The 25305-nt window shown below is 72.7% G+C and carries 21 protein-coding genes; 13 read left to right on the top strand and 8 right to left on the bottom strand.

Features of this window, described 5'->3' with window-relative positions; genetic code table 11:
* Positions 1-40: 40 nt before the first annotated feature.
* The 8 genes from ACFVTF_RS06440 (at position 41) to ACFVTF_RS06405 (ending at position 8640) form a co-directional block, all read left to right on the top strand.
* Positions 41-781, top strand: coding sequence for an SDR family NAD(P)-dependent oxidoreductase (locus ACFVTF_RS06440; RefSeq protein WP_387809849.1), 741 nt, complete (start codon positions 41-43; stop codon positions 779-781).
* A gap of 434 nt (positions 782-1215) precedes the next feature.
* Complete coding sequence (locus tag ACFVTF_RS06435) at positions 1216-2094, top strand: DUF4190 domain-containing protein (RefSeq protein WP_387809846.1); 879 nt, start codon at positions 1216-1218, stop codon at positions 2092-2094.
* Between the two features lie 389 nt (positions 2095-2483).
* The gene (locus ACFVTF_RS06430) at positions 2484-3416 is read left to right on the top strand and encodes an alpha/beta fold hydrolase (RefSeq protein ID WP_387809844.1); all 933 of its coding nucleotides are present in this window, start codon (positions 2484-2486) and stop codon (positions 3414-3416) included.
* A gap of 53 nt (positions 3417-3469) precedes the next feature.
* Entirely contained in the window at positions 3470-4435 is a 966-nt protein-coding gene (locus ACFVTF_RS06425; protein ID WP_387809841.1) for a 3-oxoacyl-ACP synthase III family protein, read from the top strand.
* Complete coding sequence (locus ACFVTF_RS06420) at positions 4432-6117, top strand: AMP-binding protein (protein WP_387809838.1); 1686 nt, start codon at positions 4432-4434, stop codon at positions 6115-6117. Before ACFVTF_RS06425 ends, ACFVTF_RS06420 begins: the two co-directional genes overlap by 4 nt.
* On the top strand, positions 6114-7112 hold the full coding sequence (locus tag ACFVTF_RS06415; RefSeq protein WP_387809830.1) for an NAD-dependent epimerase/dehydratase family protein: 999 nt from the start codon (positions 6114-6116) through the stop codon (positions 7110-7112). The genes ACFVTF_RS06420 and ACFVTF_RS06415 overlap by 4 nt, the downstream gene beginning before the upstream one ends.
* Before the next feature lie 35 nt (positions 7113-7147).
* Positions 7148-7420, top strand: a complete 273-nt coding sequence (locus ACFVTF_RS06410; RefSeq protein WP_387809827.1) for an acyl carrier protein — start codon at positions 7148-7150, stop codon at positions 7418-7420.
* A complete protein-coding gene (locus ACFVTF_RS06405; protein WP_387809824.1) occupies positions 7417-8640 on the top strand; it encodes a beta-ketoacyl-[acyl-carrier-protein] synthase family protein in 1224 nt (407 codons plus the stop codon). Before ACFVTF_RS06410 ends, ACFVTF_RS06405 begins: the two co-directional genes overlap by 4 nt.
* A gap of 94 nt (positions 8641-8734) precedes the next feature.
* On the opposite strand, the gene ACFVTF_RS06400 is transcribed toward ACFVTF_RS06405, so the two are convergent.
* Positions 8735-9295: a hypothetical protein gene (locus ACFVTF_RS06400; protein WP_387809821.1), complete on the bottom strand. Its 561-nt coding sequence runs from the start codon at positions 9293-9295 to the stop codon at positions 8735-8737.
* A gap of 223 nt (positions 9296-9518) precedes the next feature.
* Between ACFVTF_RS06400 and ACFVTF_RS06395 the strand changes: the two genes are divergently transcribed.
* The 3 genes from ACFVTF_RS06395 to ACFVTF_RS06385 all read left to right on the top strand — a co-directional run bounded on the left by ACFVTF_RS06395 (position 9519) and on the right by ACFVTF_RS06385 (position 11878).
* Entirely contained in the window at positions 9519-10436 is a 918-nt protein-coding gene (locus ACFVTF_RS06395) for a hypothetical protein (RefSeq protein ID WP_387809818.1), read from the top strand.
* 144 nt (positions 10437-10580) lie between these two features.
* Positions 10581-10934, top strand: coding sequence for an antibiotic biosynthesis monooxygenase family protein (locus tag ACFVTF_RS06390; protein WP_387809816.1), 354 nt, complete (start codon positions 10581-10583; stop codon positions 10932-10934).
* Between the two features lie 125 nt (positions 10935-11059).
* Entirely contained in the window at positions 11060-11878 is an 819-nt protein-coding gene (locus ACFVTF_RS06385; RefSeq protein ID WP_387809813.1) for a maleylpyruvate isomerase family mycothiol-dependent enzyme, read from the top strand.
* A gap of 90 nt (positions 11879-11968) precedes the next feature.
* Here the strand turns inward: ACFVTF_RS06385 and ACFVTF_RS06380 are convergent, their stop codons facing one another.
* Positions 11969-12370 (bottom strand): hypothetical protein, encoded by a 402-nt coding sequence (locus ACFVTF_RS06380; protein ID WP_387809811.1) that lies wholly within the window; start codon positions 12368-12370, stop codon positions 11969-11971.
* A 320-nt stretch (positions 12371-12690) separates the two neighbouring features.
* On the opposite strand from ACFVTF_RS06380, the gene ACFVTF_RS06375 reads away from it, so the two are divergent.
* Positions 12691-13752: a hypothetical protein gene (locus ACFVTF_RS06375; RefSeq protein ID WP_387809809.1), complete on the top strand. Its 1062-nt coding sequence runs from the start codon at positions 12691-12693 to the stop codon at positions 13750-13752.
* A gap of 85 nt (positions 13753-13837) precedes the next feature.
* Here ACFVTF_RS06375 and ACFVTF_RS06370 read toward each other — a convergent pair whose 3' ends face one another.
* The 6 genes from ACFVTF_RS06370 to ACFVTF_RS06345 all read right to left on the bottom strand — a co-directional run bounded on the left by ACFVTF_RS06370 (position 13838) and on the right by ACFVTF_RS06345 (position 24390).
* Positions 13838-14275, bottom strand: coding sequence for a CBS domain-containing protein (locus ACFVTF_RS06370; RefSeq protein WP_331743739.1), 438 nt, complete (start codon positions 14273-14275; stop codon positions 13838-13840).
* Positions 14276-14498: 223 nt separating this feature from the next.
* On the bottom strand, positions 14499-18821 hold the full coding sequence (locus tag ACFVTF_RS06365) for a trypsin-like peptidase domain-containing protein (protein ID WP_387809806.1): 4323 nt from the start codon (positions 18819-18821) through the stop codon (positions 14499-14501).
* The gene (locus tag ACFVTF_RS06360) at positions 18821-19192 is read right to left on the bottom strand and encodes a CU044_2847 family protein (RefSeq protein WP_380369261.1); all 372 of its coding nucleotides are present in this window, start codon (positions 19190-19192) and stop codon (positions 18821-18823) included. The genes ACFVTF_RS06365 and ACFVTF_RS06360 overlap by 1 nt, the downstream gene beginning before the upstream one ends.
* A 253-nt stretch (positions 19193-19445) precedes the next feature.
* On the bottom strand, positions 19446-20615 hold the full coding sequence (locus tag ACFVTF_RS06355; RefSeq protein WP_387809803.1) for a PLP-dependent cysteine synthase family protein: 1170 nt from the start codon (positions 20613-20615) through the stop codon (positions 19446-19448).
* 390 nt (positions 20616-21005) lie between these two features.
* Entirely contained in the window at positions 21006-22742 is a 1737-nt protein-coding gene (locus ACFVTF_RS06350) for an amidase (RefSeq protein WP_387809800.1), read from the bottom strand.
* 151 nt (positions 22743-22893) lie between these two features.
* Positions 22894-24390 (bottom strand): APC family permease, encoded by a 1497-nt coding sequence (locus tag ACFVTF_RS06345; protein WP_387809797.1) that lies wholly within the window; start codon positions 24388-24390, stop codon positions 22894-22896.
* 97 nt (positions 24391-24487) lie between these two features.
* Here ACFVTF_RS06345 and ACFVTF_RS06340 point away from each other — a divergent pair, with 97 nt between their 5' ends.
* Complete coding sequence (locus ACFVTF_RS06340; protein WP_387809794.1) at positions 24488-25117, top strand: TetR/AcrR family transcriptional regulator; 630 nt, start codon at positions 24488-24490, stop codon at positions 25115-25117.
* The last annotated feature ends 188 nt before the right edge of the window (positions 25118-25305 follow it).

Below are 25305 nucleotides of genomic sequence, written 5' to 3'. Positions count from 1 at the left end.
AGTGATGGTCGAAGCAGTGCTGGTCAAGGGAGTGGAAACCATGGGACAGCTGGATGGGAAGGTCGCCCTGGTGACCGGGGGCTCGGCCGGGATCGGTCTCGCCGTCGTGCGTCGGTTCGCCACCGAAGGTGCCACCGTCTACCTCACCGGCCGGCGCAAGGCCGAGCTGGACGAGGCCGTGGAAGCCGTCGGCGAACGGGCCGTCGGCGTCCAGAGCGACGTGTCGAACCTCGACGACCTCGACCGGCTCTTCGCGGCGATCGAGGCCCGCAGCGGACGGCTGGACGTCGTGGTGGCCAATGCCGGCGTCGGCGAGTTCGCCCCGCTCGGGAAGATCACCGAGGAGCACTACGACCGGGTCTTCGACATCAACGTCAGGGGCGTGGTCTTCACCGTCCAGAAGGCGCTGCCCCTGTTGCCGGACGGCGCCTCGGTGATCGTGCTCTCCTCCACCAACGCGTCGACGGGCGTCCGGGCGATGAGCGTCTACAGCGCCACCAAGGCCGCCGACCGCAACCTCGTCCGCACGTGGGCCGCCGAGCTCGCGGGCCGCGGCATCCGGGTCAACGCCATCAGCCCCGGCCCGATCGAGACTCCCGCCATCCGCGGTCTGAGCGCGCAGGAGGCGCCCGGGGTGGACGAGCTCATCGCCAGGATTCCGCTGGGCCGGATCGGACGCCCCGACGAGGTCGCCGCCGCGGCCCTCTTCCTCGCCTCGGACCAGAGCTCCTTCACCACGGGAGCCGAACTCTTCGTCGACGGCGGCCTCAACCAGGTCTGACCGTCCAGGTGAGGTCGAGGGTTTGGGCGGCGCCGCCGCCGGGGGCGGGTTCGACGGTCGGTTCGCCGTTCCCGGGGTGTCGACGTGCGGGTCCGGCCCGGGGCGGTGACCGCTTCGCGGAAATCGGGTCGCTGTCGTCGGGGGGATCAGGAGATCCTTTGGCGTCTAGGCTGAACAGCCGCTGATCATCTCAAGTGCTCGAAGGATTGCGCATGACCGTTCCCGCCCCGCCCGACAGACCGCAGTCCGCCGAGGGGTCGGCCGACACCGACGCATGGGCGGCGCCGAGCCTGAGTCAAGGTCAAGGTCAAGGTCAAGGTGAGGGTGAGGGCCCGGGTCAGGGCGAGGCCCCGGCGCCCGCCGCCACCGCTACCGCCACCGCTGTCGCGCCTCCTGCCGCTGCCCCCGGCGCGCCCCCTACCGTGCCCCCTGCCGTGGCCCCGGGCGTCCCGTACTGGCCGCCGTACGCGTACCCGATGCCGGCGCCGCAGCCCCGCAACGGCCTGGGCACCGCGGCCATGGTGCTCGGGATCGTCGGTGGCGTCCTCAGCCTGGCCGTCATCTTCTTCTGGCTGTCCTGGCTGCCGGCCCTGCTCGCCGTGGTCTTCGGCGTCATCGGGCTGGGCTACGTCCGCAAGGGCCTGGCGACCAACCGGGCGATGGCGCTCGCGGGCGTGATCCTGGGCGTCTCCGGTCTGCTGGTCTCGGTCGGCGCCGGGGTGTTCGTCGTGACGCGGGTGCAGGCGGCCAACGAGGAGCGGCGGGCGGAGGAGAACGCCGCGCGCGCTCGCGCCGACGCCGCGACCCAGGCCGACAACGAGCGGGCGGCGAGGGAGCGGGAGCGGATCGAGGCCGAGCGCAGGAGGGCCGAGGCCGAGCAGGAGACGACGGCCGCGGACGAGCGGGCCCGGCGCCTGTCGTTCGGTCAGTCCTACACCTACGCGGACGGCCTGAAGGTCACGATGGCCGCGCCGACGCCGTACGTTCCGAGTGACAGCGTGTCGGACACCCCCAAGAACGCCAAGATCATCCAGGTGAGGATCACCGTCGTCAACACCGGGTCGGAGAACGTCTCGCTCAGCGGTTCGGGGCTGCCCACCATCAGGGACGCCAAGGGCAACCTCGTCTTCACGCTGATCGACGGAAGCGGACGGATGAAGATCCTCAAGGGCTCGCTGGCCCCGGGCGAGGAGGCCACCGGCCTGACGGCGTACGCCCTGCCGGGCAGCGCGGCCGACCGGTTCTCCGTCCAGTTCGACTACGGTCTCGGGCGGCTGCGCAAGGACGTCATCTGGTCCGGCTCCCCGAGCTGACCCGGGGCCGCTCCCAGCAGGGACCGGGGCGCGGCACCTGCCGCGCCCCGGTCCGGTGTCGGGGGAGTCTCAGAGCTTGAGTCGGCCCCTCCTTTGTTTATGTGTGCGAACTGTTGTGCCGGAATCGCCGCCGGATGACTGCCGTGCGATTCGGGCTGGGCCGGATTCGCCTTCGCGGTGCGATATCGATCCGCCTGTCGCCGTGCACCCGGGATTTCCTGCGAAGTCGCCTTTTTGCTACCACAGATCGTGAACGATCTTTGCCGTCGGGCACTCGGGGGACGGCGGCGTGTACTTGCCGGGTCTTCCGTCGGCGCCGGGTTACGTTCTGCGGCAGACCTTTTCGGTGTCGGCCCGCCGGGCCGCCCAGCGGATAAGGGGAGACCCCAGTGCTGCCCAGTCCACCCCTCCCGCCCGGCGGCCGACGCGCCCCGGCCGCGGACCGCCTGCCCGGTTTTCCGGGTGCGGAGCACTGGCGGCGTGAGGAGAGGTCCGGACTGCACTACGTCGACCACGGATCCGGCGACGTCGTGCTCATGCTGCACGGCAATCCGACGTGGGGATATCTGTGGCGGCGTCTGATCACCGGGCTGGCCGGGGATTTCCGCTGCGTCGTGCCGGACCAGCTGGGCATGGGGCTCTCCCAGCGCAGGACCGGTGCCGGTCCGATTCCGCTTGCTCAGCGGCTGGAGCACCTCGACGCGCTGGCGGCCCACCTGATCGAGCAGCGCCGGGCGTCGTCGGCAGGCTGGACCCTAGCGGTGCACGACTGGGGAGGGCCGATCGGCCTGGCCTGGGCGAGGCGGCACCCCGGGCTGGTCACGAAGCTGGTCGTGCTGAACAGCGTGGGTTTCCGCTGGCCCGAGGGCTACCGTCTGCCGCGCTCGCTGGCCCTGCTGCGCGACGTCCGGCCGCTCGGCGAGGCGGCGCACCTGCTGAACGTCTTCCCCAGGGCGGCGCTGCGGGCCGGGGTGGTCCGACCGCTGTCCGCCGAAGTCCGCTCCGCCTACCTGCGGCCGTACCGCAGCGCGTGGCAGCGCCGCGCGGTGCGGGACTTCCTGCGGCAGATCCCGCGCAGCGGCGCGGACCCCGCCTGGTCCCTGGTCGACCCCGGCGGGGACAGCGCCGACCTCGCCGCGCTGCCGGTGTTCATCGGCTGGGGCCTGCGCGACCCGGTGTTCACCCCGCTCGTCCTGCGGGAGTGGCGGCGCAGACTCCCGCACGCCGAGGTGCACGCCTTCGCCGACGCGGGCCACTTCGTCCTGGAGGACGTCGGCGAGTCCCTGATCAGGCCGCTTCGGCGCTTCCTGTCCACGCGATGACGAACTGTCACGGAAAGGTGCCCATGCCCTCGCCCCACAGCAGGATCGGTCTCGTGCGGGTCCATGTCCCCGAGGCCCGCCAGAGTTCCCGCGAGATCGAGGAGGAGCTGCGCCGGCAGAGCCCCGGGGCCGCACTGCCGGCGGGACTGCTGGAGCACATGTTCGGGCTGCGCGAGCGCTGCGTGGCGTCGCCGGGGGACCTGCCCTCGGATCTGGCGGCCCGGGCGGGTGCCGCCGTCCTGGAGGACGCCGGCCTCCCGCCCGAGGCGATCGACCTGCTCGTGTACACCGGGATCACCAAGGACCTCGACGAGCCGGCGACCGCGAACGTGGTGGCCGCCAAGCTCGGTGTCACGGCACCGGTCTTCGATCTGATGAACGCCTGCAACGGCGTGCTCAGCGCGCTGGAGAGCGCGGACGCACTGATCAGGCTCGGCTCCTACCAGCGGGTGCTGGTGGTCGCCGGGGAGGCGTCCAGCCGGCTCACCCGCTGGCGTGTCCCGGACCGTGGCCGGCTCGCATCGGCGATGGCCAGCCTCACGCTGGGCGACATGGGGGCGGCCGTGCTGGTCGAGGCGAGTGAACGGCCCGGCATCCTCGGCAGCCGGTTCTTCGCCAACCCCGCCGCGTGGCCGAGCGCGGTACTGCGCAGCCCGTACGCCACCGGCCGGATGCACGAGTTGGAGGTCGACGACGCCGCGTTGACGGCCTCGTTCGCGGGGCTGCGGGAGCAGGCCGTCAAGGCCGCCGAAGAACTGATCGGTGACGTGGCCGACTGTGCGCTGTTCTGCGTCCACCAGCCCTCGGCGGCCATGACCCGCACCCTCTGTTCGACCACCGGTATCCCCGAGGAGGCCGTGATTCCCACCTTCGCCCACTACGGCAACGTGGCCACCGCCACCATCCCGCTGCAACTGGTCCTCGCGCAGGAGCAGGGCCGGCTGCGCGAGGGCGACCTGGTGGGGCTCCTCGGCCTGGCCAGCGGTACCAGTGTCGGCGTCATGGCACTGCGGTGGTGAGCGCGGTCCCCGGGGCGACCAGGGAGCAGGACGCCTGGCCGGAGACCCTCGCCGCCCAGCTGGCCGGCTGGGCCGACCTGCAACCGGACCGTACCGCGCTCGCCTGGCCCGCTCCGCGCGGGCGTTGGCACACCGTCGACTTCGCGACGCTGGAGGCCGCCTGCCGCGCGCGCACCCGCGAACTGGGCGAGGCGGGTGTCCGCGCCGGGCAGAAGGCCGTGGTAATGGCCCGCGACCCGTACGACCTGGTGACCACCGTGTACGGGCTGCTCGCCCTCGGCGCGGTGCCGGTGCTGATCGACCCGGCGCTGCCCCGACCGGCGCTGCGGGCCTGTCTGGACGAGACGCGGCCCGAGGTGTTCATCGGCGACCCGCTCGCCCAGCTGGCCCGGCTGCTGCTCGGCTGGGCCCGCCCGTACGTCACCGTCTCGCTGCTCACGGGCCGCGCGCGGCGGGCGTGGCGCGCGCGTCGGCCGGAGCCGGAGACGGAGGCTGAGCGGCCGGAGCCGTCGTGGCCGAGCCCGCCGCCCGCGGCCTCGCTCGCGCTGATCGCCTTCACCTCCGGCTCCACCGGAGTGCCCAAGGGTGTGGAGTACGACCACCGCCAGCTGGCCGCCCAGGTCCGTTCCATCGCCGGGCTGCTGGGGCTGGGCCCGGGCGAGGTGCTGCTCGCCGGGTTCCTGCCCTTCGCCCTGTTCGGGCCCGCCACCGGCGCCACCACCGTCGTCCCGGCCATCGACCACCTCAGACCGGCCCGCACCCGGGGCGCCGAACTGGCGCGCGCCGTCACCGAACACTTCACCTCGGTGGTGTGCGCCTCCCCGGCGGTGCTGCGGGCCCTGGCCGGGGAGTGCGAGCACGGCCGCCTGTCGCTCGCCCCGGTGCGGCTGGCCTGTTCCTTCGGCGCCCCGCTGTCCGAACGGCTGGTGCGTGCGCTGCGCCGGGCGCTGCCGGAGGAGGCGACGCTGCTCAGCGCGTACGGCGCCACCGAGTGCCTGCCGGTCAGCGTGATCGACAGTGCCGAACTGGCCGCCGCGCACGCGGAACCGCTGCACGCCCACCGCGGGGTCTGCCTGGGCCGCCCGGTGCCCGGCATCACGGCCCACGTCCTGGTGCCGGTCGGCCCCGTCTCCTACAACCGGCCGGTGCCGCAAGGGAGTTACGGGGAGATCACGGTCGGCGGCCCGCAGGTCAGCCGGGCCTACCACGCCCGCCCGGGAGCGAACGCGGCCGCCAAGGTCGGCAGCGGCGAGGACGTGCTGCACCGCACCGGCGATCTCGGCTGGCTCGACGAGAGCGGCCGGCTGTGGTTCCTCGGGCGCTCCGCGCACCGGGTGCACGGAGCCGGGTTCGCGCTCGACACCGCCGTGGTCGAGCGGATCGCCGACGCGGTGCCCGGCATCGGCCGCACCGCACTGATCGGCCTCGGGCCCGCGGGCCGTCAACGGCCGGTGCTCTGCGTGGAGTTGGCGCCATCGGCGGCCAGCTCGGGGACGGCCGTCCTCCAGGGGCTTCGGCACGCCCTGTCGGCGGTGCCGGGCGGCCACCGGATCGCCACCGTCCTGCTCCACCGCCGGCTGCCCACCGACCCGAGGCACAACTCGCGCGTCGACCGCGAGCGCCTCGCCCGCTGGGCCCGCCGCCGGCTGCGCCCAGGTGGCGTGCTGGGCGGCGGGAGATGAGGGTCCTGGTCACCGGGGGCAGCGGCTTCCTCGGCCTGGAACTGTGCCGCCGCCTCGCCGGGCGCGGCGACATCGCGGTCTCGCTGCACCGCCGCTGGAGTCCGGAGCTGGAACGGCTCGGGGTCCGCCAGCACCTCGGCGACATCGCCGACCCGCGGACCGTCCGGCGGGCCCTCGCCGGGTGCGAGGCGGTGATCCACAACGCGGCCCTGGCCGGGGTCCGGGGCCCCGAGCGGCCGTACCGCACGGTCAACGTCGACGGCACCCGGCACGTGCTGACCACCTGCCGTGCCCTCGGCATCCGCCAACTGGTCTATACCTCCACCGCGAGCGTGGCCTTCACCCCCGAGGGCGGCGTCACGGGAGCGGACGAGTCCCGGCCCGGGCCCCGGCGCCACTCGGCCGCCTACCCCCGCACCAAGGCCCAGGCCGAGGCGGCCGTCCTCGCCGCCAACGGCCCGGACCTGGCCACCACGGCGCTGCGCCCCCACCTGATCTGGGGGCCCGGCGACCCGCACTTCCTGCCCGCCCTGCTGCGGGCGACCCAAGGCGGGCGACTGCTGATGCCGGGCCGCGGCACCAACCTCGTCGACACCTGCCCCCTCGCCACCGCGGCCCACGCCCACCTGCTCGCACTGGACCGGCTGCGACCGGGCCACCCGGCGGCCGGACGGGCCTACTTCATCGCCCAGGGCGAACCCCGGCCGCTGCGCGAGGTGGTGACCGGGCTCCTCGCGGCAGCCGGACGCCGCGCGAGCTGGCACCCGGTGCCCTACCCCGTCGCCCTGGCCGCCGCCGTCCTGGCCGACGCCACGACGACGGTGCTCCGCCGCCACACCGACCACGGTCTCAGCCGGTTCCTGCTCCACCAGCTCACCCGGCCGCACTGGTTCGACCTCACGGCGGCCCGGCGCGACCTCGGCTTCGAGCCGCCCACCACCTTCGACCAGGCCATGGCCGAGCTCACCCGCCACCACCGCACCACCGGCGGCTGAGCCCGCCCCTCACACTCCGGAAAGGAACCACCCCTATGGACACGACGCTCTCCGTGCACGACGTCTGCGACACCGCCCGGGCCCTGCTCGTCGAGCGTTTCGGCGTATCCGCCGACGCCGCCGGCCCCGACGCCACGTTCGAGGAGATGGACGTCGACTCGCTCGCACTGGCCGAGTTCGCCTTCGTGCTCCAGGACGAGTTCGGCATCCTGATCAGCCAGGAGGACGCCGGCCGGCAGAGCACGCTCAGCGACGTCGCCCGGATCGTCCGGGCCCGGCTCGGCGACGCCACCGAACCCGTCGCGTGAACCGCCCCGAGATCGCCGTCACCGGCCTGGGGCTCGTCACCCCGGCCGGGGTCGGCGCCGAGGAGACCTGGCGGCGGGTCTGCGCCGGAACCCCCACCGCGGCACCGGACCCCGAGCTCGACGGCGCCCCGGTGACGTTCTCCTGCCGCATCCCCGCCATGGACCTGGACACCGTGGTCGGGGTCAGGAAGGCCTGGCGGATCGGACGGTTCGGCAAGCTCGCGCTGCTCGCGGCCCGGGAGGCCGTCCAGGACGCGGGCCTGGTCACCGACGGGTGGGACGGCGCCCGGGTCGCCGTCGTGTTCGGGGTGGGCTTCGGCGGCGCGCCGCACTGGGAGGACCAGCTGCGCCGACTCCACCAGCGCGGGCCGGCCCACGTCTCGCCGACACTCATCCCGATGGTCATCGGCAACATGGCCGTCGGCGAGGTGGCCCAGGAGTTCGGCGCGCGCGGCCCCACCCTCGCCTGCGCCACCGCCTGCGCCTCCGGTGCCACGGCGCTGGCCGTCGCCCACGACCTGCTGGTCGCCGGGTCCTGCGACCTCGCCCTGGCCGGCGGCACCGAAGCCGCCCTCAGCCCGCTGGTGGCGACCGGCTTCCACCGGATGGGCACCCTGTCGGCGCGCGGGCACGACGTACCGGGCGCCTCCCGGCCGTTCGCCGCCGACCGGGACGGCTTCGTCCTGGCCGAGGGCGCCGCCGTGCTCGTCCTGGAGCGCGCCGCGGACGCGAAGGCGCGCGGCGCCCGGGCGCGCGCCGTGCTCGCCGGACACGGCGCCAGCAACGACGCCCACCACCCGACCGCGCCGCCCCAGGACGCCGCCGGTGCGGAACAGGCGCTGCGCACGGCGCTGCGCAGTGCGGGCCTGGGTACCGGCGACGTCGACCACGTCAACGCCCACGGCACCTCCACCCCGCTCAACGACGCCGCCGAGGCCGGCCTGATCGCCCGCACCCTGCCGCACCGGCCCAGCGTCACCGCCCCCAAGGGCGTGCTCGGCCACAGCCTCGGCGCGGCCGGCGCGATCGAGGCGGCGCTCACCGTGCTGACCGTCGAGCACGGGCTGGTACCGCCGGTCGCCAACCTCACCCCCGACCTCGCCGAGTTCGACATCGACTGCGTCACCGGGACGGCGCGCCGACAGCGCATCGACGCGGCGCTGAGCCACTCCTTCGGCTTCGGAGGCCACAACGTCGTCCTCGCCCTGCGCCGGAGCTGACCCCCGGGCGGGTGCGGCCCGGGGCGCCCGGCCCGAACGGCGAGCCCCCGGGCGTCGGACGGTGCCCGGGGGCTCGTGAGCGCGTGCTGTGCGCTCAGAGGGAGGCGAGGCTGAAGTCCACCTCGTGGTTCCCGGTCAGGGCCGTCACTCCGGTGTCACAGGAACCGGTGATGCCGGACAGGTCGAAGCTGCCCTGGTAGCTGTTGAGGGGCAGGAGGGTGCTGGTCGCGTCCGTGATGCCGGTCTCGTCGTTGGTCACCTCGCTGCCGCCCGAGTTGCCCTTCTCCCCGCCGTGGAAGGCGACGGTGGTGCGGCCGAGGGGCAGGTTGTCGGCGTCGTACCAGGTGAAGGTCGTCGCTCCGGAGAAGGGATGGAAGGACACGCAGGAGAACGTCCCGGTGCCGACCGAGGAGATCGTGCCGTGGTCGACGTCCGAGTTGGTTCCGGCGGCGCTGTAACAGTCGTTGAGACTGCCTTCGACCGTGTACGAGTTCGCTACCGCGTCGTCGGTCACCGGGTTCCTGAACGTCAGCGTCACCGGCCCGGTGCAGGTCAGGTTGTCCAGGACCTCCGTCGCCTGCGCGGACCCGACCGCCCCCGGGATCGCCACGGCCAGCAACCCGCCCGCGGCCGCCGCCACCATCAGACGCCTCATCGTGTGCCCTTCTTCCTGTTCATCGGTGTCTTGCCTTGGCGCCAAGGATCGTCTGTGCTCGATCAACCGGTATTTCTGCGCCGCCGGCGCACTCCGTGTCTCACCCGGACAGCGGGACGGGGCGGCCAGGCGGCCGGTGCGGGTGCCCCGCCGCGGACGGGCCGGGTCACCCGATCCCCCCTCCGGCGTCGCGGGAGGACCGCGGCGACAGCACTGTTTGAGCATGAGCTACGACGATCGGGTGACGGCCGGAACCCGCGTGAGGCCTGCCCGCCCCCGGAGGGTGCGCGCCGCCCTCGGTTCCGGCTGCCTCGCGGGGGCGCTGGTCCTGCCCGCCGGCGTCACCGCACCCGCCCGGGACGCGACCACCCGGACCTTCACCACCGACGCCACGTTCACCGTCCCGGACGGTGTCACCGGCATCACCGTCACCCTCGTCGCGGCGGGTGCCGGGGGCGGCGGAGGGGGCGGCGGTGGTGGCACCGGCCTCTTCAAGAGCGGCGGCGGGGGAGGGGCGGGAGGAGGCGGCGGCGGAGGTGCCCGGGTCACCTGCACCCTGGCCGTCACCCCCGGCGACGTGCTGACCCTCACCGTCGGCACCGGCGGAGCCGGTGGGGCGGGAGGCGCCAGCGGGGAGGAGGCCGACCCGGGCGTCGACGGCGGCGACGGGGGCGCCGGCGGCCGGTCCGCCCTCACCGGCGGCGGAGCCGTCCTGGCACTCGTGGACGGCGGGTCACGGCCCGGTGGCGGTGGCACGGGCAGCGTGCTCGGCGGCGCCCGGGGCGAGGGAGGCCACGGCGGAGGGACCGACCCCGCGTCCGCCTGCGAGGGCGGCCGGCCCAGTGGCACCGTTGGATCCGACGGTGACCCCGGCGCCGCCGGTGAGGAAGGGGCCGACGTGACACCGGCGACCGTCGGCGTCACCGTCCCCGGCAGCACGGGAGGCGAAGGTGGCGAAGGCGGTGCAGCGGGGGCTCCGGTGCCGGCCACCTGCCCCGCGGGCACTGGCGACGGCGGGGACGGCGGGGACGGCGGCGACGGCCAGGACTACGTCGGCAACTTCGACGACCCCCAGACTCCCGGCGAGGACGGCACCGAGGGCACCGCGGGCGGCGACGGCTGCATCACGCTCACCTTTTAGACCTCGGCCGGATCCGGCGGCCACGACACCGCGCTCGCCCCCGCCGCCACCTCCGGGAGCTGACACCGGGACGAGGACGCCAGGCGCGTCAGCCGTTCAGGAAAGAGCTGGATCATTCGGCGCGTCCCGCCTTACGGTGGCGCCATGAGTGATCACTCCGCAGCGCCTGTCGTGCCCATAGCGGCCCATGAACCCCCCTACTACCTGGCCGTCTTCACGGCAGTGCGGACCCAGAACCAGAACGGTTACAGCGAGACCAACGCGCGCATGGAAGACCTGGTGAAGGACATCCCCGGGTACCTGGGGATGGACCACGCCCAGACCCCCGGCGGCCTGGGCATCACCGTCGGGTACTTCCGCGACGCCGACGCCCTCACGGAGTGGCGGACCAACGTCGAGCACCGCGCGGCGCAGCAGCGCGGGCAGGCCGAGTGGTACCAGAACTACACGCTGCACGTGGCGAAGGTGGAGCGCAGCCACGGCTTCAGCCGACCGTAGGGCCCGCGGGGCCCGGTAGCGGGCCGGCCGGCTCCCGTCGTCCAGACGGGCCGCGACGGTCGGGGCCGGACCGGACGTGTCGCGGGTCTGGACAGCGGTGCGGGGGTCGGCCAGTCTTCACCACCATGACCCTCCCGCTCCCCGAGCACGTCCCCGGTGCCGCGCGCCCCGCGCTCTTCGAAGCCGTCACGGCCGTCGGCGACGAGGCCGTCGCCCTGCTCGCCGGCGGCCGCGGCGACACCCCGATACCCGGCGCCGAGTGGACGGTCGGCGAGGCCGCCGCCCACCTGGCGATGGCCAACGAGCTGATGGCCGCATTGGCCGCCGGCGAGGAACGGCCGTACGGGGACGGCACTGCGGGTTCGCTGGCCGCCGCGAACGAGGCCGCGCTGGCCAGGCGGCCGGAGCGGGACCTGACCGTGCTCGCCGGGGAGATCGCCCGGCAGGCAAGGGAGTTCACGGCGGCGGCCGGCGCCCGTGCCGGCACCGAGCCGGTGCTGACCCCGCTCGGCCCGATGGACGTGGACACCCTCGGCGCCTACCTGCTGACCCACATGCTGGGCCACCTCTACGACATCGCCGTCGCGCTCGGGCGGCCGCACCCGATCGACCGGCACCGCGTCGAGCTGACGATGCCGTTCCTGCGGACGGCGATGCCCCGGGTGGTGGACGCGCGCGCCTCGGCCGGTCACAGCGCCTGCTACCGGCTGCGGGTGTGCGGCCTGGGCGGCTTCGCGGTGACCTTCACGGACGGTGCCGCCGTGGTGAGCCAGGAGCCGCCGCGCCGCCCGGACTGTACGATCCTCACCGGCCCGGTGGCGTTCTTCCTCATCGCGCTGGGCCGCTGCACCGCCACCGGCGCCCTCGCCCGGGGCAAGGTGCTCGCCTGGGGACGCCGGCCGTGGCTGGCCCCGGGCTTCCCCCGGCTGTTCGCGGCCCCCTGAACACGGCGCCGCGCCGGGGCCTGCCCGTCGTTCGTAGCGGTGGTCCGTCGACACCGTCGACGGACCACCGCCGCGATCACGGCTGGGCGGTCACACCGTGATCGGGTTGCCGCAGAAGGTCCACCACGTGGGCGGGGACCAGCTGTACTCCTGGAGGCCGCAGATCACGATGCTGGAGACCTTCGGCTTGAACTTGTCCGCGACGGCCTTGCCCCGCTCCGCCTCCAGCACCCCTGCCTCGGGTCCGTTCCAGCTCGTCGTGACATGGACGATGCCCTTGGAGAAGTGGCCCTGATCGGTGAAGATCCAGACCCAGCCCTCCGAGCAATTGTCGACCTGCACCTGGACGTTGTCGTAGTGGTAGGTCTTGGTGCAGCCGGCCGTGGCGGAGGTGCTCGCCATGGCCGGGGAGGCCGACACGGTGGTCAGAGCGGCCACGGCGAGGCCCAGGGCGCCCGCCGTCTTCGTCAGCTTGCCCGACAGTTTCTTCAAGGTGACAACTCCCGTGGTGTGGTCCCGACATGTCTGCTCGTCGGGTGGCCCCACTGTGCCGTCACACTCGCGCGTGCCGCATCGGTCATCTGACTGCCCGGTACTCCGGTACGACCCTGCTGTTCGACCTCGGGTGACGGCATTCGGTGGGAGCGGGGCCGGGCCGCGGGTCGGCTCGGTGGGTGGCACGGGTGCGTACCCCGGCCCTCGTGTGCCCTTTGGAGCAGAGATCGGTGCCCGATCGTCCGTTGTGCTGCGCGACGACAGCCCGGCCGGATATGTCAGAGGGAACACCTGTCGCGTCTCCGAAGGGGTTCCCCATGCACGCGAAAGACCCCGGCAAGCCGTCGGAGCCGCAGCGGCGCCGCGACCTGCCGCGCAAGGCCGCTCCGGCGGCCGACGGGCTGGGGCTGAGCCTCGGGGGCGGGTCTCCGCAGACGGTCCTCGCCCTGCAACGCGGCATCGGCAACGCCGCGGTCTCGCGGGTGATCGAGCGGTCCAGGCACCAGCACGGTGCGGGGTGCGGTCACCCGCAGGCCACCGTCGGGCCGGCTGCCCGCCCCGGTGAGCCGGTCGTGCAGCGCGCCATCACCTACGCCAAGGCCGACTGGTCACGGCAGCACCTCTCGCCGGACCGTTTCGCGGAACTGCTCCAGCAGGCGTCCGGCGAGCAGGAGGGCGGCGGATTCAGCGTCCCCTACCGGGAGTTGTTCAAGGCCCTGGAGGAGTCCGCCATCACCATCGAGATCGACGAGCAGACGGACATCAGGGGTGCGCGCGCGTTGTTCGCGCTCAGCAACGAGGGAGAGGGCGGCACGCTGCGGATCACCCCGCCCAAGGACAACGCCTCACCGCTCGAACTACGGGAGTTCGCCGCGACCGTGACCCACGAGATGCAGCACGCGCTCGACTCGGTCACCGGTCGCTTCAAGTCCCAGGAGAAGCCGCAGTCGATGGCGCAGCGGAAGATCTCCACCGAGTTGCGCGCGTTCGGCGAAGAGGCGGCCGCGGCGCTCAAACTCGCCATGGGCGACGGCTACAGCAAGAGCCAGGGGAAACTCTCGGCGATCCTGAAGACGATCCCTGGGGACCGGCTCACGCCCGAGCGCAGTCGACTCGCCGGGGAGTTCCACACGATGGACAGCTACCGTGCCGCCGGCCGGGATCCCCTCAAGGCCTTCGGGCCGGGGATCCCGATCCCCAACAGCGTGCTCCTGGAACGCGTGGCGGGCTACCTGTCCTCCTACGGGCTGGTCGACGAAACCCCGACCAGTGCCGACGCACTCGAGTGGCTGAAGCTGGAGGACAACTCGGCGGTGGTGGAGAAGGGCCTGGTGGAGGGGATCGTCCTGTTCCACAACCACCGCCCGCAGCCGGAGTGAGGCGGCGGGCGGTCGGGGTCTGAACGGTGGATCTCGTCCACCGCGCGGGCCGGATGGATTTCCCGGGCGGGGGCTGGCCTCACGGTCAGCGCCGCGACCCGGCCGAGGCGTAGACGTGACCGGCGAATTCGGCGACCTGATCGTCCGGCAGGTTCCGGGCGAGGTCGGCCTCGCTGATCATCCCGACCATCCGCTTGTTCTCGATCACCGGGAGCCGGCGGATGCGATGGCTCTCCATCTCGTGGAGCACGTCCTGGATGTCGGCGTCGGCGTCGATCCATCGCGGGGTGCCCTCGATGATGTCCACGGCCTTGCACTCGCTGGGGTCGAGGCCTTGGGCGACGCACTTGAGGACGATGTCGCGGTCGGTGACGATTCCGCACAGTCGTTCGCTGTTGGACTCGTCGCCGACGGGTAGCGCGCCCACGTCCAGCTCGCGCATCAGCTTCGCCGCATGCTGGAGAGTGTCACTCTTGGTAATCCAGTGGGCACCGGGGTGCATGATGTCTTTGGCCGTCGTCATGGTCTCCTCCTGATCGCCGTAGGTCGCGAGTTCTCGATGCCTTGGGCCTCTCGCATCGTCTCGCCGGATACCGGCTTGCGCCAATCGGGGCACAGCGGTCGGCCGGCAGCAGCCCGCGGCACGCCCGAGAACGCCGGCTACCGTCCGGAGTCGTTGCGGGTGGAAGCCCGGATCTGTGCGTTCACCGCGCAGATCCGGGTCGAGTCCGGCGCCGTCCGCAGCTTCAGGGCTTGGGGGGAAGGCAGAGGGGGCGGTCGGGTACCCGGACCGGCAGGGTGCGTCGTTCGTCGGCGGTGAAGGAGCGGTAGCCGATGATGCGGCACAGGCTCCGCTGCCAGGCGTCGGGGTCGAGGACGATCCGGTGGACGTAGTCGTTCTCGGTGCGGATGAGGAGGGTCTTCCCGTCGGTGGTGGCGTCCAGGAACGTGAGCGGCTCCTGCAGACTGTTGTCGGTCACGTTGCGGAAGTCGTAGGAGTCCACGGAAGGCCGGCCGCCGACCTGGTAGATGCGGACGGCGTTGTTGGCCGCGACCATGAAACGGCCCTGGGCGTCGACGAATCGGGTGATGGCCGAGTTCTGGCCCGGTGTGCTGGTGGTGGGGAGGGGGCCGATCTCCCTCTGCAGGGGGTCGAGCCGCCACAGTTCGATGACGCTGTTCCGGCGGAGCACGGCCAGGTAGCGGCCGCTCTCGTCGAACCGGGCCGCGATCAGGTCGGTGATGCCCGGGTTCAGCGACGTGACGGTGTGGCCGGTGCCGATGTCGACGACACGGATCACGGGGTCGTCGTGCACGACCACGGTCAGCTTTCCCTCCTGCCAGTACGGGCCGACGTACATCTGCGGCGTGCCGGGCTTGTCGGCCCGGGGGTGGAACGCGGCCGCGTCGAACTGCGCCGACCGGACGCCGGTCCTGGCCTCCCACTGCTGGATCCGGGTGCCGGAGACCGTCACCAGGCGGTCGGCCCCGTCGAAGAAGTAGCTGAAGTCCTCGGCTGCCGAGTCGCCCTGGGGCGGTGGTGCCACGGTGATGCGGGCGACCGCTCGTAGCGTGGAGGCGTCACGGACGGAGACGGTGTTCGGGCCGTCCCGGAGCGCGATGAGCGTGTCGTCCCGGTTGGACATGAGGCGGTCGCCTTGGCCCTTCCAGGCGGGCTGTGGCAGGGCTGTTCTGGTCAGGAGCCTTCCGGGGGTGAGCCCGGGCTCGCGGAGTTCGAGGTCGGTGCCGCCCGTCAGGCGGAGGGTGAGCTTTCTGCCGTCCCGGCTGAGGTGGACGGTGTCGGCCGCGGTCGCGTCCTCCTCGCCCGCGGGGATCTCGGTGTAGGAGATGGAGCTCCGTCCCTGACCGGCGAGGTACTCCTTCCCGCCGCTGGAGAGGAGAACGGACGCGTGCTCGTACAGGCGGCCCGGTTCGTCCACCAACGCGACGGCTTTTCCCCGGTCGAGGTCCACGAGCGTCAGTTTGGCGGCTTCGTTGATCACGATCCGGTGGCCGTCGGCGCTCGCCGCGATCAGTTCGCTCGCCGGGGCGATCGTCTCCGTGGTTTCGTACGGTTTCCCCACCACGGATCCGTCGGACACCCGGATCAGTCGCACGGTGGTCTTGGTGCCACTGCCCTGTCCGGGGTCTCGGGTCTGGACGACGGCGACGGTGGTCCGGTCCCCGGAGGGCAGGACCCCTTGGTGGTCAGCAGGCGCCACCACGGTCCGCGCGGCACCGCCGGCCATGTCCACGGAGGCCAGTCCGGTACCACCGTTGCTGGTCCTCACCAGCAGGGAGTGCCCGTCGGAGCCGAACCACAGCCCGCTTCCGATGTCCCGAGGTGCGGGAACGCGGCCGGCGATCGTCCCCGCCTCCAGGTCCCACCAGACCAGGCTGTCGCGGGTCGGAACCGCGATGTAGCGCCCGTCGGGTGACATCGCGGTCGCGTCGGCAGGAGCCGCGGAGATCTGCATGGCCCCGTCCACCCGGGGCAGCTGGTGCACCTGGCCGATGGGCGTGGGGCTCTCCTTGTCGACGTCGAACCAGCCTCCCGTCCCGTCGTCGGTCACGAATCCGGCGCGGCGCCCGTCCGGGGAGACCATCAGGTAGAAGGCGTACCCGGCCGGGACCGGCCAGCTGTGGACGGTGCCGTCCCGGCCGCGGACGAACAGGACGACGTGGGCCATGGCGTCGCGGGAGAGGACGACGTCACCGTCCCGGCTGGTGCTGAACGTCCCGCCGGTGCCGGACAGGCCCGAGAACAGGGAGTCCGCGCCGGCCCGGAGGAGGTACTGCCGCATCAGCTGGTTCCGGGCCTCCGGCGTGGGCTTCGTCCGGTACGCGGCGAGGGCCATCATCACGGACCGGACCGGGTCGTAGGCCATGTCGTCCTGGGAGGCCTGGACGAGGGCGCGGGAGTCGGAGTCGGCCTGGCGCTCCGCGGCATCGCGGCGGGCCGTGGCGAACAGGACGCCCAGGGCGAGGGAGACGGTGATCACCCCCACGAGGGCGGTCCGGAAGGTGCGGCGCCGGCGGCCGCGGGCCCGCTGGTGCCGCCTGGCGAGTTCGAGGTAGGTGCGTTCGGCCTCGGACAGCTCGGCGCCGCGCTCGCGCTGCCAGGTGCGGGCGGTGGCGAGGGTGGGCCCGGTGGGGAGCAGGTCGGCGGGTTGACCGGCGTGGTCCCAGCGCTGGCGGTCGTGCCGGACGGACTCCCGCCACTCCAGGAACGCCCGGTCCTCGCCGACCCAGTCGCGCAGCCGGGACCAGGCGGTGATCAAGGCCTCGTGGGCCAGTTCGACGGTCTCGACGCCCTCGGCACTGTGGTCGATGACCAGGAGCCGGGTGCCGGCCAGACGTTGGGCGATGTGCCATTCGTCCTCGGCGAGCTCCTGGCGGGGAACGGTCCGGCGGGTGGCACCGGGCGCGCCGAGGGGGACGCGGACGAGGCGGGTGAAGAGCCTGCGGGCGGCCGGCTCGTCCCCGGCGGAGACATGTCTGTCCCAGGCCTGCTCGGCGTACTCGCCGAGGGCTCCGCTGACGTGACCGATCTCCTCGTACGCACGGTGGCTGAGGACCCCGGCCGCCTGACGCTTCCACAGCAGGTCGAGGGTGAAGCCGAGGAGCGGCAGGGCACCCGCCTCACCGCCCGCATCGGTCAGGATGCGGTCGACCAGGTGGGCCTCGTAGCGAACCGACGGAATCGCCGCCACCGGTGCGGTGACGATCTCCCGGAGCTGGTCACCGGTCATCGGACCCAGCGCGTAGACCTGTCGGCTGCAGGCCCGGCCGAGGCTCGGATGGGCCAGTGCGGTCTCCAGGTAGTCGGCCCGGAGCGTGGTGAGCACGTGCACGGCCTGGGGGAGCGACGGGCCGAACAGCACGGCCGCCAGCTCGTCGACGGCCGCCGGGTCGGTTCCGGTGAGCAACTCCTCGAACTGGTCGACCACGACGATCAGTTGATCGGTGCCGAGGCGGGACAGCAGGAGGGCCGCGAGATCTCCGAGCCCCTGGGCGCGCAGCAGGCCGGTGAGCGCCGGAAGGCGTTCGAGGCGTTCCAGTTCGGTCAGATCCGGTTCCAGCAGCGGAGAGAGCGCGGCGGCGAGCGCGGACAGCGGGGTGGCGCCGGCGTTGGGCCGGATCACCACGGCGGTCATGCCCTGGGAGTGCAGGCGGGGTATGACGCCGGCCATCGCGAGGGAGGACTTGCCCGAACCGGAGGGGCCGACGAGGGTGGTCCACCGTTCCCGGGCGACCAGGGCGGTGACTTCGGCCGTCTCCGCCCGACGGCCGTGGAAGACCGGGGCGTCGGATTCCTGAAGCGGGCGCAGACTCCGGAACGGCGACGGAGGCAGCGCCAGTTCGCGAAGCTGCGGCCACACGGAGGCGAGGCCCTCGGCGGGGATCAGGTAGCCGGATGGGGGGTCGCCGGTCTCCGCGACCGCCATCATGCCGACGACACCGTCGAGCTGTTCGTCCCACACCGGGCCGCCGCTGAACCCCGGGGAGACCCGGTAGCCGTTGGCGGCCAGGTCGGCCTGGATCCACCCGTTGGCCTGCCGGGCCCGCAGGACGCCGGAGTGCCAGACACCGCCCGGGCGGCCGCTCGGCAGGCCGTACGCCCGCACGGTGTGTCCCCAGACGTCGGAGGACTCCACGATGCGGATCGGCCGGGCGCCCGGAAGCGGGGCGGACAGGTGCAGCACAGCCACGTCCCCGGCGCCGTGCGGGTGGGCGGGCGCCCACCGTTCAACGGTCGTGGGAACGCGCGTACCGCCGGTGCCGCCAGCCACGGCGGACGGGTCGGCGGGCGGGTCGGCGAGCGGGTCGGTGAGCGGGTCGCTGAGCAACGGCAGGTCGACCTCGACGCGGGCGTCGGCGTCCGGCTCGGCTCCCGGAGGGAGGCCCAGCGCGGCGGACACCACGTGCGCACACGTCAGTATCCGATCGGCCGTCACCAGGAAGCCGAGGCCGACCGGGACACCTCGACGGTCATGGACGCGTACGACGGCCGACGCCAGTGCGTCGGGCCCGGCCCCGTCGACGGCGTCGGCGCGGGACGTGGACACTAGGCCGGATCCGAGGCCGCCGGAGGCGCCGACGCCTCGGTGGTCTGCCGGTTCCAGGTGAGCGAGACCTTGAAGTTGGCCTCCGCGGCGGTGCTGGAGATCACCACGTCGGCCTCGGCAGACAAGGACAGGCCGAACTCGATGCTGATCTCGTCCGGGGCGTGCGCCAGGTCCCGGAACCCCTCGACGAAGTTCTGCGCGACCGGACGCACGCCGGCCAGCATGTCCCCGAGCGAGCGGGTCGCCCGGGCCACCACCTGCCCGGGCCGGGCGACCTGCACCAGCCCTTCCCCGACCTGCTCGATCTCCACCCGGACCACGTCCTGTCCGTCGCTCACCGAGCCGACGGGCAGTTCCACGAAGTACGCCATGATCCCCCCGGATCTGGTCAAAGTCCCCGAACAGGGCACCGCTTGTGAGGTGTTGCCTGCTCACCGTAAAGGCCTACCGGCCCCCGCGTCCCGGAATCATGACTGTCAGTCAACTCGGGCTTCTCGTCGGCGACGGTCCGCGCGGTGGTCCCGCTGGTGCCGGGAGCCGGCCCCGATTGCGACAGGAGTCCGCGAACGGGCCCCGGAACGGCTCCACCGCCGTTCCGGGGCCCGCTCGTCGGCGTGTGGGCCGTCAGATGTTCCACAGGACGGTCGTGGGGCGGGGCGTGGGGGGAACGGAGGTGGGCGGGGTCCAGACGCCGTTCTCGAAGAAGTCCTTGATGGTGGTGTACCAGGGCTTGTAGACGATCCCCTGCGTTGCCAGCCAGGCGTCGTTGTAGTACTCGTTCGTGTAGCGGTCGCCCGGGTCGCACATCACGGTGGCGACGCTTCCGAGGTGGTGGCCCTCGGTCATGCCGAGCAGGATCCGGATCGCGGCGAACACACCGGTTCCGGTCGAGGGCCCGGCGTGGATGCCCAGCTCCGTCCGGTCGGAGAGGTAGCGCATGGTGGCGACCGACGCCGCGTCGGCGACGCGGATCATGCGGTTGACCGTGGTCGGTACGAACGAGGCCTCGACCCTGGGCCGGCCGATTCCCTCGATGCGCGAGCCCTGGTCGGTCACCGTGGGGTCCTGCCAGTACCAGCCGTCGAAGTACGCGGAGTGCTCCGGGTCGGGCACGCACACCCGGAGCTTCTTGGCCGTGTACCGGGCGTACCGGGCCATCGAGGTCGTCGTGCCGCCGGTGCCCGCGCCCATGGCGAACCAGTCCAGGTCCGGCAGGCCCTTCAGCAGTTCCGCCGCGAGACTGTGGTCGCCACGCCAGTCGTAGGCCCGCTCCGCGTACGTGAACTGGTCCATGAAGTGGCCGTCGTAGCGCTTCGCCACCCGGCGGGCGTACTCGACGATGTCACCCGCCACCGGGACCACGGTGCCGCCGTACTGCTCGATGGTCTTCAGCTTCTCCGGGGCCGTGGTCTTCGGCACGACCGCGTAGAAGTCGATGCCGAGCCTCTGGCAGTACCACGCCTCGGAGATGGCCGTCGAGCCGCTGGACGCCTCCACCACGGGGCGGCCCTTCGCCAGCCAACCGCTGGCCAGGGCGTGGGTGAGCAGTGCCGCCGCGAGCCGGTGCTTGTGGCTGCCGGACGGCTGGTCGGCCTCGCGCTTGATGTACAGCTTCAACCCGTTGAGCTGTGGGGGCAGCGGAATCTCGTTCACCGCCGTCTCCTTGGGCGCGAGTTCGCCGCGGATGCGCTGGATGCAGGCGTTCACCCACTCCCGGTCGTCCGGGTAGACGTCCGACTCGTCGTCCCCCTCCACCGCCAGGACCCTCTCGTCCACGCGTTCCAGCACACTCATCAGCAGTCTCCGTCCGGCTCATCGAGCTCCACCCGCCCACGTGGAGCGGCATCCGCCCCAGCATGGGAGGCGCGACGGCCCCTTGGGGGAACGCGGTGCTTGCGACACGCACTATTCGTCGCGACAGCGCAACGCGCTCGGTTCGCCCGCGAGCTGGAGGAGCAGCTCCGGCAACTCTGTGGCGGCGCAGCGGAGTCTGCAAAGAGGAACGGTCACTGACATGAGCTTTTTAGGGTGAGAGGAGACGTTTCGCTGCGTGCGGTGCGGAGTTCGGCAAGCACGCAAAAGGCCGGAAAGGCCGCCTCCACCTTCTGGTGGAAGCGGCCTTTCGTTGCGCGAAGTCGCGGGGAGACGTTGTGGACCCGCGACCCCTTTGTCCCCGGCTGTCCGTCAGCCGACCGGCAGGCGCGGGGTGCGCGGCGGTTCCGTGCGGCGCTGCCCGGTCGTCTCGAAGGCGGCGGCGAGCTGGAGCAGGGTGTTGTCGTCGTAGGAGCGGCCGGCGAAGGTCAGCCCGACGGGCATGCCGGTGTCCGCCATGGTGCCCATGGGTACGGTGACCGTCGGGATGCCGAGGTGGCGGGGGACGAGGTTGCCGTTGGCGACCCAGACGCCGTTGCGCCAGCCGAGGTCCGCGGAGGCCTCGTTCACGTCCATGTCCGCAGGACCGACGTCGGCGACGGAGGGGAAGACCACGGCGTGCAGGCCGAGTTCGTCCATCCACGCCTCCAGGTCGATCCGGCGGGTCTCCTCGAGCCCGCGCAGTCCCTGTTCGAGGTGGGGGATCTCGGTGAGCGACGCGTAGGGGCGGTCGCGCACCAGCCGCGGGTAGTCGGCGATCACGTCGTCGAAGCCGGCGTAGCGGTCCGGCAGTTCGCCGGGGTGCTTGGGCCAGATGAGTGCGCTGTCGACGTCGGCGAGGCCCGCCAGTGCGGGGTCCGCGTTGGCGCGCAGGAAGTCGTCCCAGGCCCAGGCGGAGAGGTCGAGGATCTCGTGGGTGAGGAAGTCGCGGCTGACGAGGCCTCGGGTGAGGAGGGAGGGCGCGCCGGGGCGGTCGGACTCGTAGTTGGTCACCACGGGGAAGTCGACCTCGACGACCTCGGCGCCGGCGGCCTCCAGGTCGCGGCGGGCGGCCTGCCACAGGGCGATCACCGAGGCGCGCGTGTCGATCGGCTGCCCGGTCTGGCCGCCGATGCCGCCGTCGGGGTTGGTGCCGGCGTCGGGGTCGGCGTTGATGTACATCCGGGGGACGCCGACGCGCCGGCCGGCGAGCGTCGCGCGTGCCGCTGCCGCGTCCGCGGGGGCCAGCGCCGGGTAGGAGGCCGGACGGACCTGGGACGGCGCGGGCAGCGGGATCCAGGGCTGTGCGCGCCACAGGTCGCCGCGGGTGTCCGGGTCGTCGGCGACGATGACGTCGAGCAGTTCGAACAGGTCGGCCATGGTGCGGGTGTGGGGGACGACGACGTCCATGGTCGGTACGAGCGGCCAGTTGCCGCGCACCGAGATCACGCCGCGGCTGGGCGTGTAGGCGCACAGCGCGTTGTTGGAGGCGGGGGCCCGGCCCGAGGACCAGGTCTCCTCGCCGAGGCCGAAGGCGCCGAACGAGGCGGCCGTGGCGGTGCCGGAGCCGTTGGAGGAGCCGGAGCCGTAGGCGCTGGTCAGCCAGTCGGCGCTGTACGGGCTCTCCGCGCGGCCGTACACGCCGCGCTGCATGCCGCCGTTGGCCATCGGCGGCATGTTGGTCAGGCCGATGAGCACGGCCCCGCCGGCGCGCAGGCGCTCGATGGCGAAGGCGTCGCGCTGGGCGACGAGGTGCTCGAAGGCCGGTGAGCCGGCGGCGGCGGTGAGGCCCTCGGCGAGGTAGCTGTCCTTGGCGGTGTAGGGGATGCCGTCGAGGGGGCCGAGGGTCTCGCCGCGTGCGCGGCGGGCGTCGGAGGCCTCGGCCTCGGCGCGGGCGTGCGGGTTCATCACGACCATCGCGTTGAGCGCGGTGGCGGTGCCGGGCCGGTCGTAGGCGTCGATCCGGGCGAGGTAGGCGTCGAGCAGGCCGACCGCGGTGGTCTCGCCCTTCTCCAACGCCGCGCGCAGGTCGGCGATATCTGTCTCGACGACGTCGAGTGCGCGTGTCATGCGGGTGCCTCCAGGGTTTTCGGTTGAACGGTCCGAGGCGTTCGGCCTCGAAGGTGCGGCGCTGGGCCGCTGGTGGGACTTGACCCCGCCCGGGGGGTGGGATGCAGCTTCGCACGCGTCGGCCGAGCGGTGCCGGCCGGGTCGACGCCGGCTACAGGACGGCGGGGGCGAGTTCGTCGGTGCGCGGGTGCTCCTGGTCGGTGTCGGCCATGCGGCGGTCGGGGCGGCGTGCGAGCAGGTAGGCGAGGCCGGCGAGGGTGACGGTGCCGACGCCGAGCAGTGCCGCCCAGATCTGGTACCAGGGTGCTCCGGCCGGGGCGAGGATGGTGCGCGGCCAGCATATGTTGACCAGTTCGAAGCCGGTCCACAGCACCGCGAGGACGTTGAGTGGGGTGCCGAGACGTCCGTAGTCGACCGCTCCGGCGGGCTTCCAGGTGCCGCGCAGGCGGGCGATGAGGGCGACGAGGGCGAGGAGGAAGAACGGCACGAAGATGGCGGCGCTGCCGAAGGTGATCAGGCTGCCGATGGCCGAGGTGTTCAGGCCGAGCACCAGTGCGGCGCAGCTGACCACCGTGGCGGCGACGAGGCCGCCGATCGGTGCCTTGTGCCGGTTGACCTTGCGGACGTGGCGGGAGAACGGGAAGACGTCGTCGCGGGCGAGGGAGTAGAGGCCGCGGGCGGCGCCGCCCTGGGAGGCCATCAGGCAGGCGGTGAAGCTGATCAGGACGACGAGGACGAAGGGCTTCTCGGCCCAGCCGCCGAAGGCGTGGGTGACGGCGGTGGTGACCGGGTCGAGGTCCTTGGCCGCGACGACGGCGGCGGGGTCGGGGTGGGCGAGCTCGACGGAGACCGCGTTGAGGATGACGACGAGTCCGACGCTGAGCAGCGACCACCACATCGCCCTGGGGACCTGTCGAGCGGCGTCCTTGGTCTCCTCGGCGGTCGACACACAGGCGTCGAAGCCCATGAAGGCCCAGCCGGCGACGGCCACGGCGGCGAGCAGGGCACCGGTGTCGCTGATGCCCAGCCCCTTCGGCGCGTTCAGGAAGTCGGTGAGCAGGGAGAAGCCGTGCTGCCGGAAGACCAACAGCAGGGTGAGACCGACCAGGACGGAGGCGACGGCCTCGGCGGCGATGCCCAGGCTGACGAACCAGCGCAGGAGGTTGATGCCGTAGGCGTTGACCAGGGTGCAGCAGAGTATGAAGCCGGCCGAGACGAGGACCTGTTCGGTGGGCGTCGGGACGGTGCCGAAGAGCGCGAAGAGCCAGGGCGAGGCGAGGTAGGCGACGGTGGTGTTGCCGAACATCACGGCGAACTGCCACATCCAGCCGCTCAGCCAGGCGACGGCCGGTCTGGCCAGGCGTCTGCCCCACTGGTAGGCGCCGCCGGCCAGCGGCCACTGCGAGGCGAGCTCGGAGTAGACGGCGACGACCAGGCACTGCCCGAGCAGGCACAGCGGCAGCGCCCAGACCCAGGCCCCGCCCGCGACACTCATGCCGACCTGTACGGCGGCGTACAGCCCCACGACCGGGGAGACGACGGCGAAGCCCATGGAGATGTTTCCGAGCACGGTCAGGCTGCGCCGCAGCTCCTGCTGGTAGCCGAGCGCGGCCAGCCGGTCGGCATCGGTGGGGGTGTTCTCGGCCACGGGCTGCGCCCTCCAGGTAAAACTAACTTTGTTAGCAACTGCTGTTGGTCTGGCACGATAGCCCCCGGACACGGAGAGCGGAAGAGGGGAATTTTCGGTGGGCCGACCTACCAAGGCATTGCTGACCCGCGGGCGGATCGCGCTCGCCGCGCTCCAGGTGGTGGACGAGGACGGCCCCGACGGCCTGACCATGCGAGCGCTGGCGGAGCGGCTCGGGGTCAAGGCGGCCTCGCTCTACAACCACATCCAGAGCAAGGACGCGCTGGTCGACACGGTCTCCGAGCTGGTCAACGACGAGATCGACCACACACCGCTGGGCGATCCCGACTGGCGGGCCGGCCTCGCGGCGTACGCGCGCGGCTACCGCGCGGTCTTCCTGAGGCACCCGAACACCATCGCCCTGCTCGCCCGCCGCCGCGTCGAAGCGGCCAGCGCGCTGCGCGGCTACGACGCACTGCTCGCCCTCCTCGGCCGGGCCGGTCTCGGCCCCGCGGACGCGGCGGAGGTCGCCGCGGCACTGGACTACCTGGTGCTCGGCTCCGCGATGGAGACCTTCACGGCCGGCTTCACCCGGGCACCGGCCGCATACCGGCCGGAGTACCCGGCGCTCGCGGACGCCCTGGACGGCTCCTTCGCCCGCGGCGGCGGTGCCACGGGCCTCGACGACCGCGGGTTCGAGCTGGGGCTCGGCCTGCTGCTCGACGGCGTGGAGCGTCGGACACCGTAGGGCCGGGGCGGGTCGTCGCGTCCCCGGGAGGGGAGTGGGGCCCCCGATCGCCGGGCAGGCCCGAGCGGCCACATCTCGGGCGTTCCGGCCACCGGTGCTGCGCCGGGCAGGTGAAGAAACCACCCGTCGGGCTTGGATCCGGGTCGGCGCAGGTACGTGGTCCTGCTGTCCGTGCCGTCTCCCGACAT

This window comes from Kitasatospora sp. NPDC057940 (assembly GCF_042887425.1).
Lineage (GTDB): Bacteria > Actinomycetota > Actinomycetes > Streptomycetales > Streptomycetaceae > Kitasatospora.
This window is presented reverse-complemented; position numbering and strand designations above follow the sequence as displayed.

Coding starts and splice junctions, on each gene's coding strand:
- ACFVTF_RS06440 (WP_387809849.1), top strand. CDS start 41: ATGGGACAGCTGGATGGGAAGGTCGCCCTGGTGACCGGGGGCTCGGCC.
- ACFVTF_RS06415 (WP_387809830.1), top strand. CDS start 6,114: ATGAGGGTCCTGGTCACCGGGGGCAGCGGCTTCCTCGGCCTGGAACTG.
- ACFVTF_RS06410 (WP_387809827.1), top strand. CDS start 7,148: ATGGACACGACGCTCTCCGTGCACGACGTCTGCGACACCGCCCGGGCC.
- ACFVTF_RS06400 (WP_387809821.1), bottom strand. CDS start 9,295: ATGAGGCGTCTGATGGTGGCGGCGGCCGCGGGCGGGTTGCTGGCCGTG.
- ACFVTF_RS06395 (WP_387809818.1), top strand. CDS start 9,519: ATGAGCTACGACGATCGGGTGACGGCCGGAACCCGCGTGAGGCCTGCC.
- ACFVTF_RS06390 (WP_387809816.1), top strand. CDS start 10,581: ATGAGTGATCACTCCGCAGCGCCTGTCGTGCCCATAGCGGCCCATGAA.
- ACFVTF_RS06385 (WP_387809813.1), top strand. CDS start 11,060: ATGACCCTCCCGCTCCCCGAGCACGTCCCCGGTGCCGCGCGCCCCGCG.
- ACFVTF_RS06375 (WP_387809809.1), top strand. CDS start 12,691: ATGCACGCGAAAGACCCCGGCAAGCCGTCGGAGCCGCAGCGGCGCCGC.
- ACFVTF_RS06370 (WP_331743739.1), bottom strand. CDS start 14,275: ATGACGACGGCCAAAGACATCATGCACCCCGGTGCCCACTGGATTACC.
- ACFVTF_RS06360 (WP_380369261.1), bottom strand. CDS start 19,192: ATGGCGTACTTCGTGGAACTGCCCGTCGGCTCGGTGAGCGACGGACAG.
- ACFVTF_RS06355 (WP_387809803.1), bottom strand. CDS start 20,615: ATGAGTGTGCTGGAACGCGTGGACGAGAGGGTCCTGGCGGTGGAGGGG.
- ACFVTF_RS06350 (WP_387809800.1), bottom strand. CDS start 22,742: ATGACACGCGCACTCGACGTCGTCGAGACAGATATCGCCGACCTGCGC.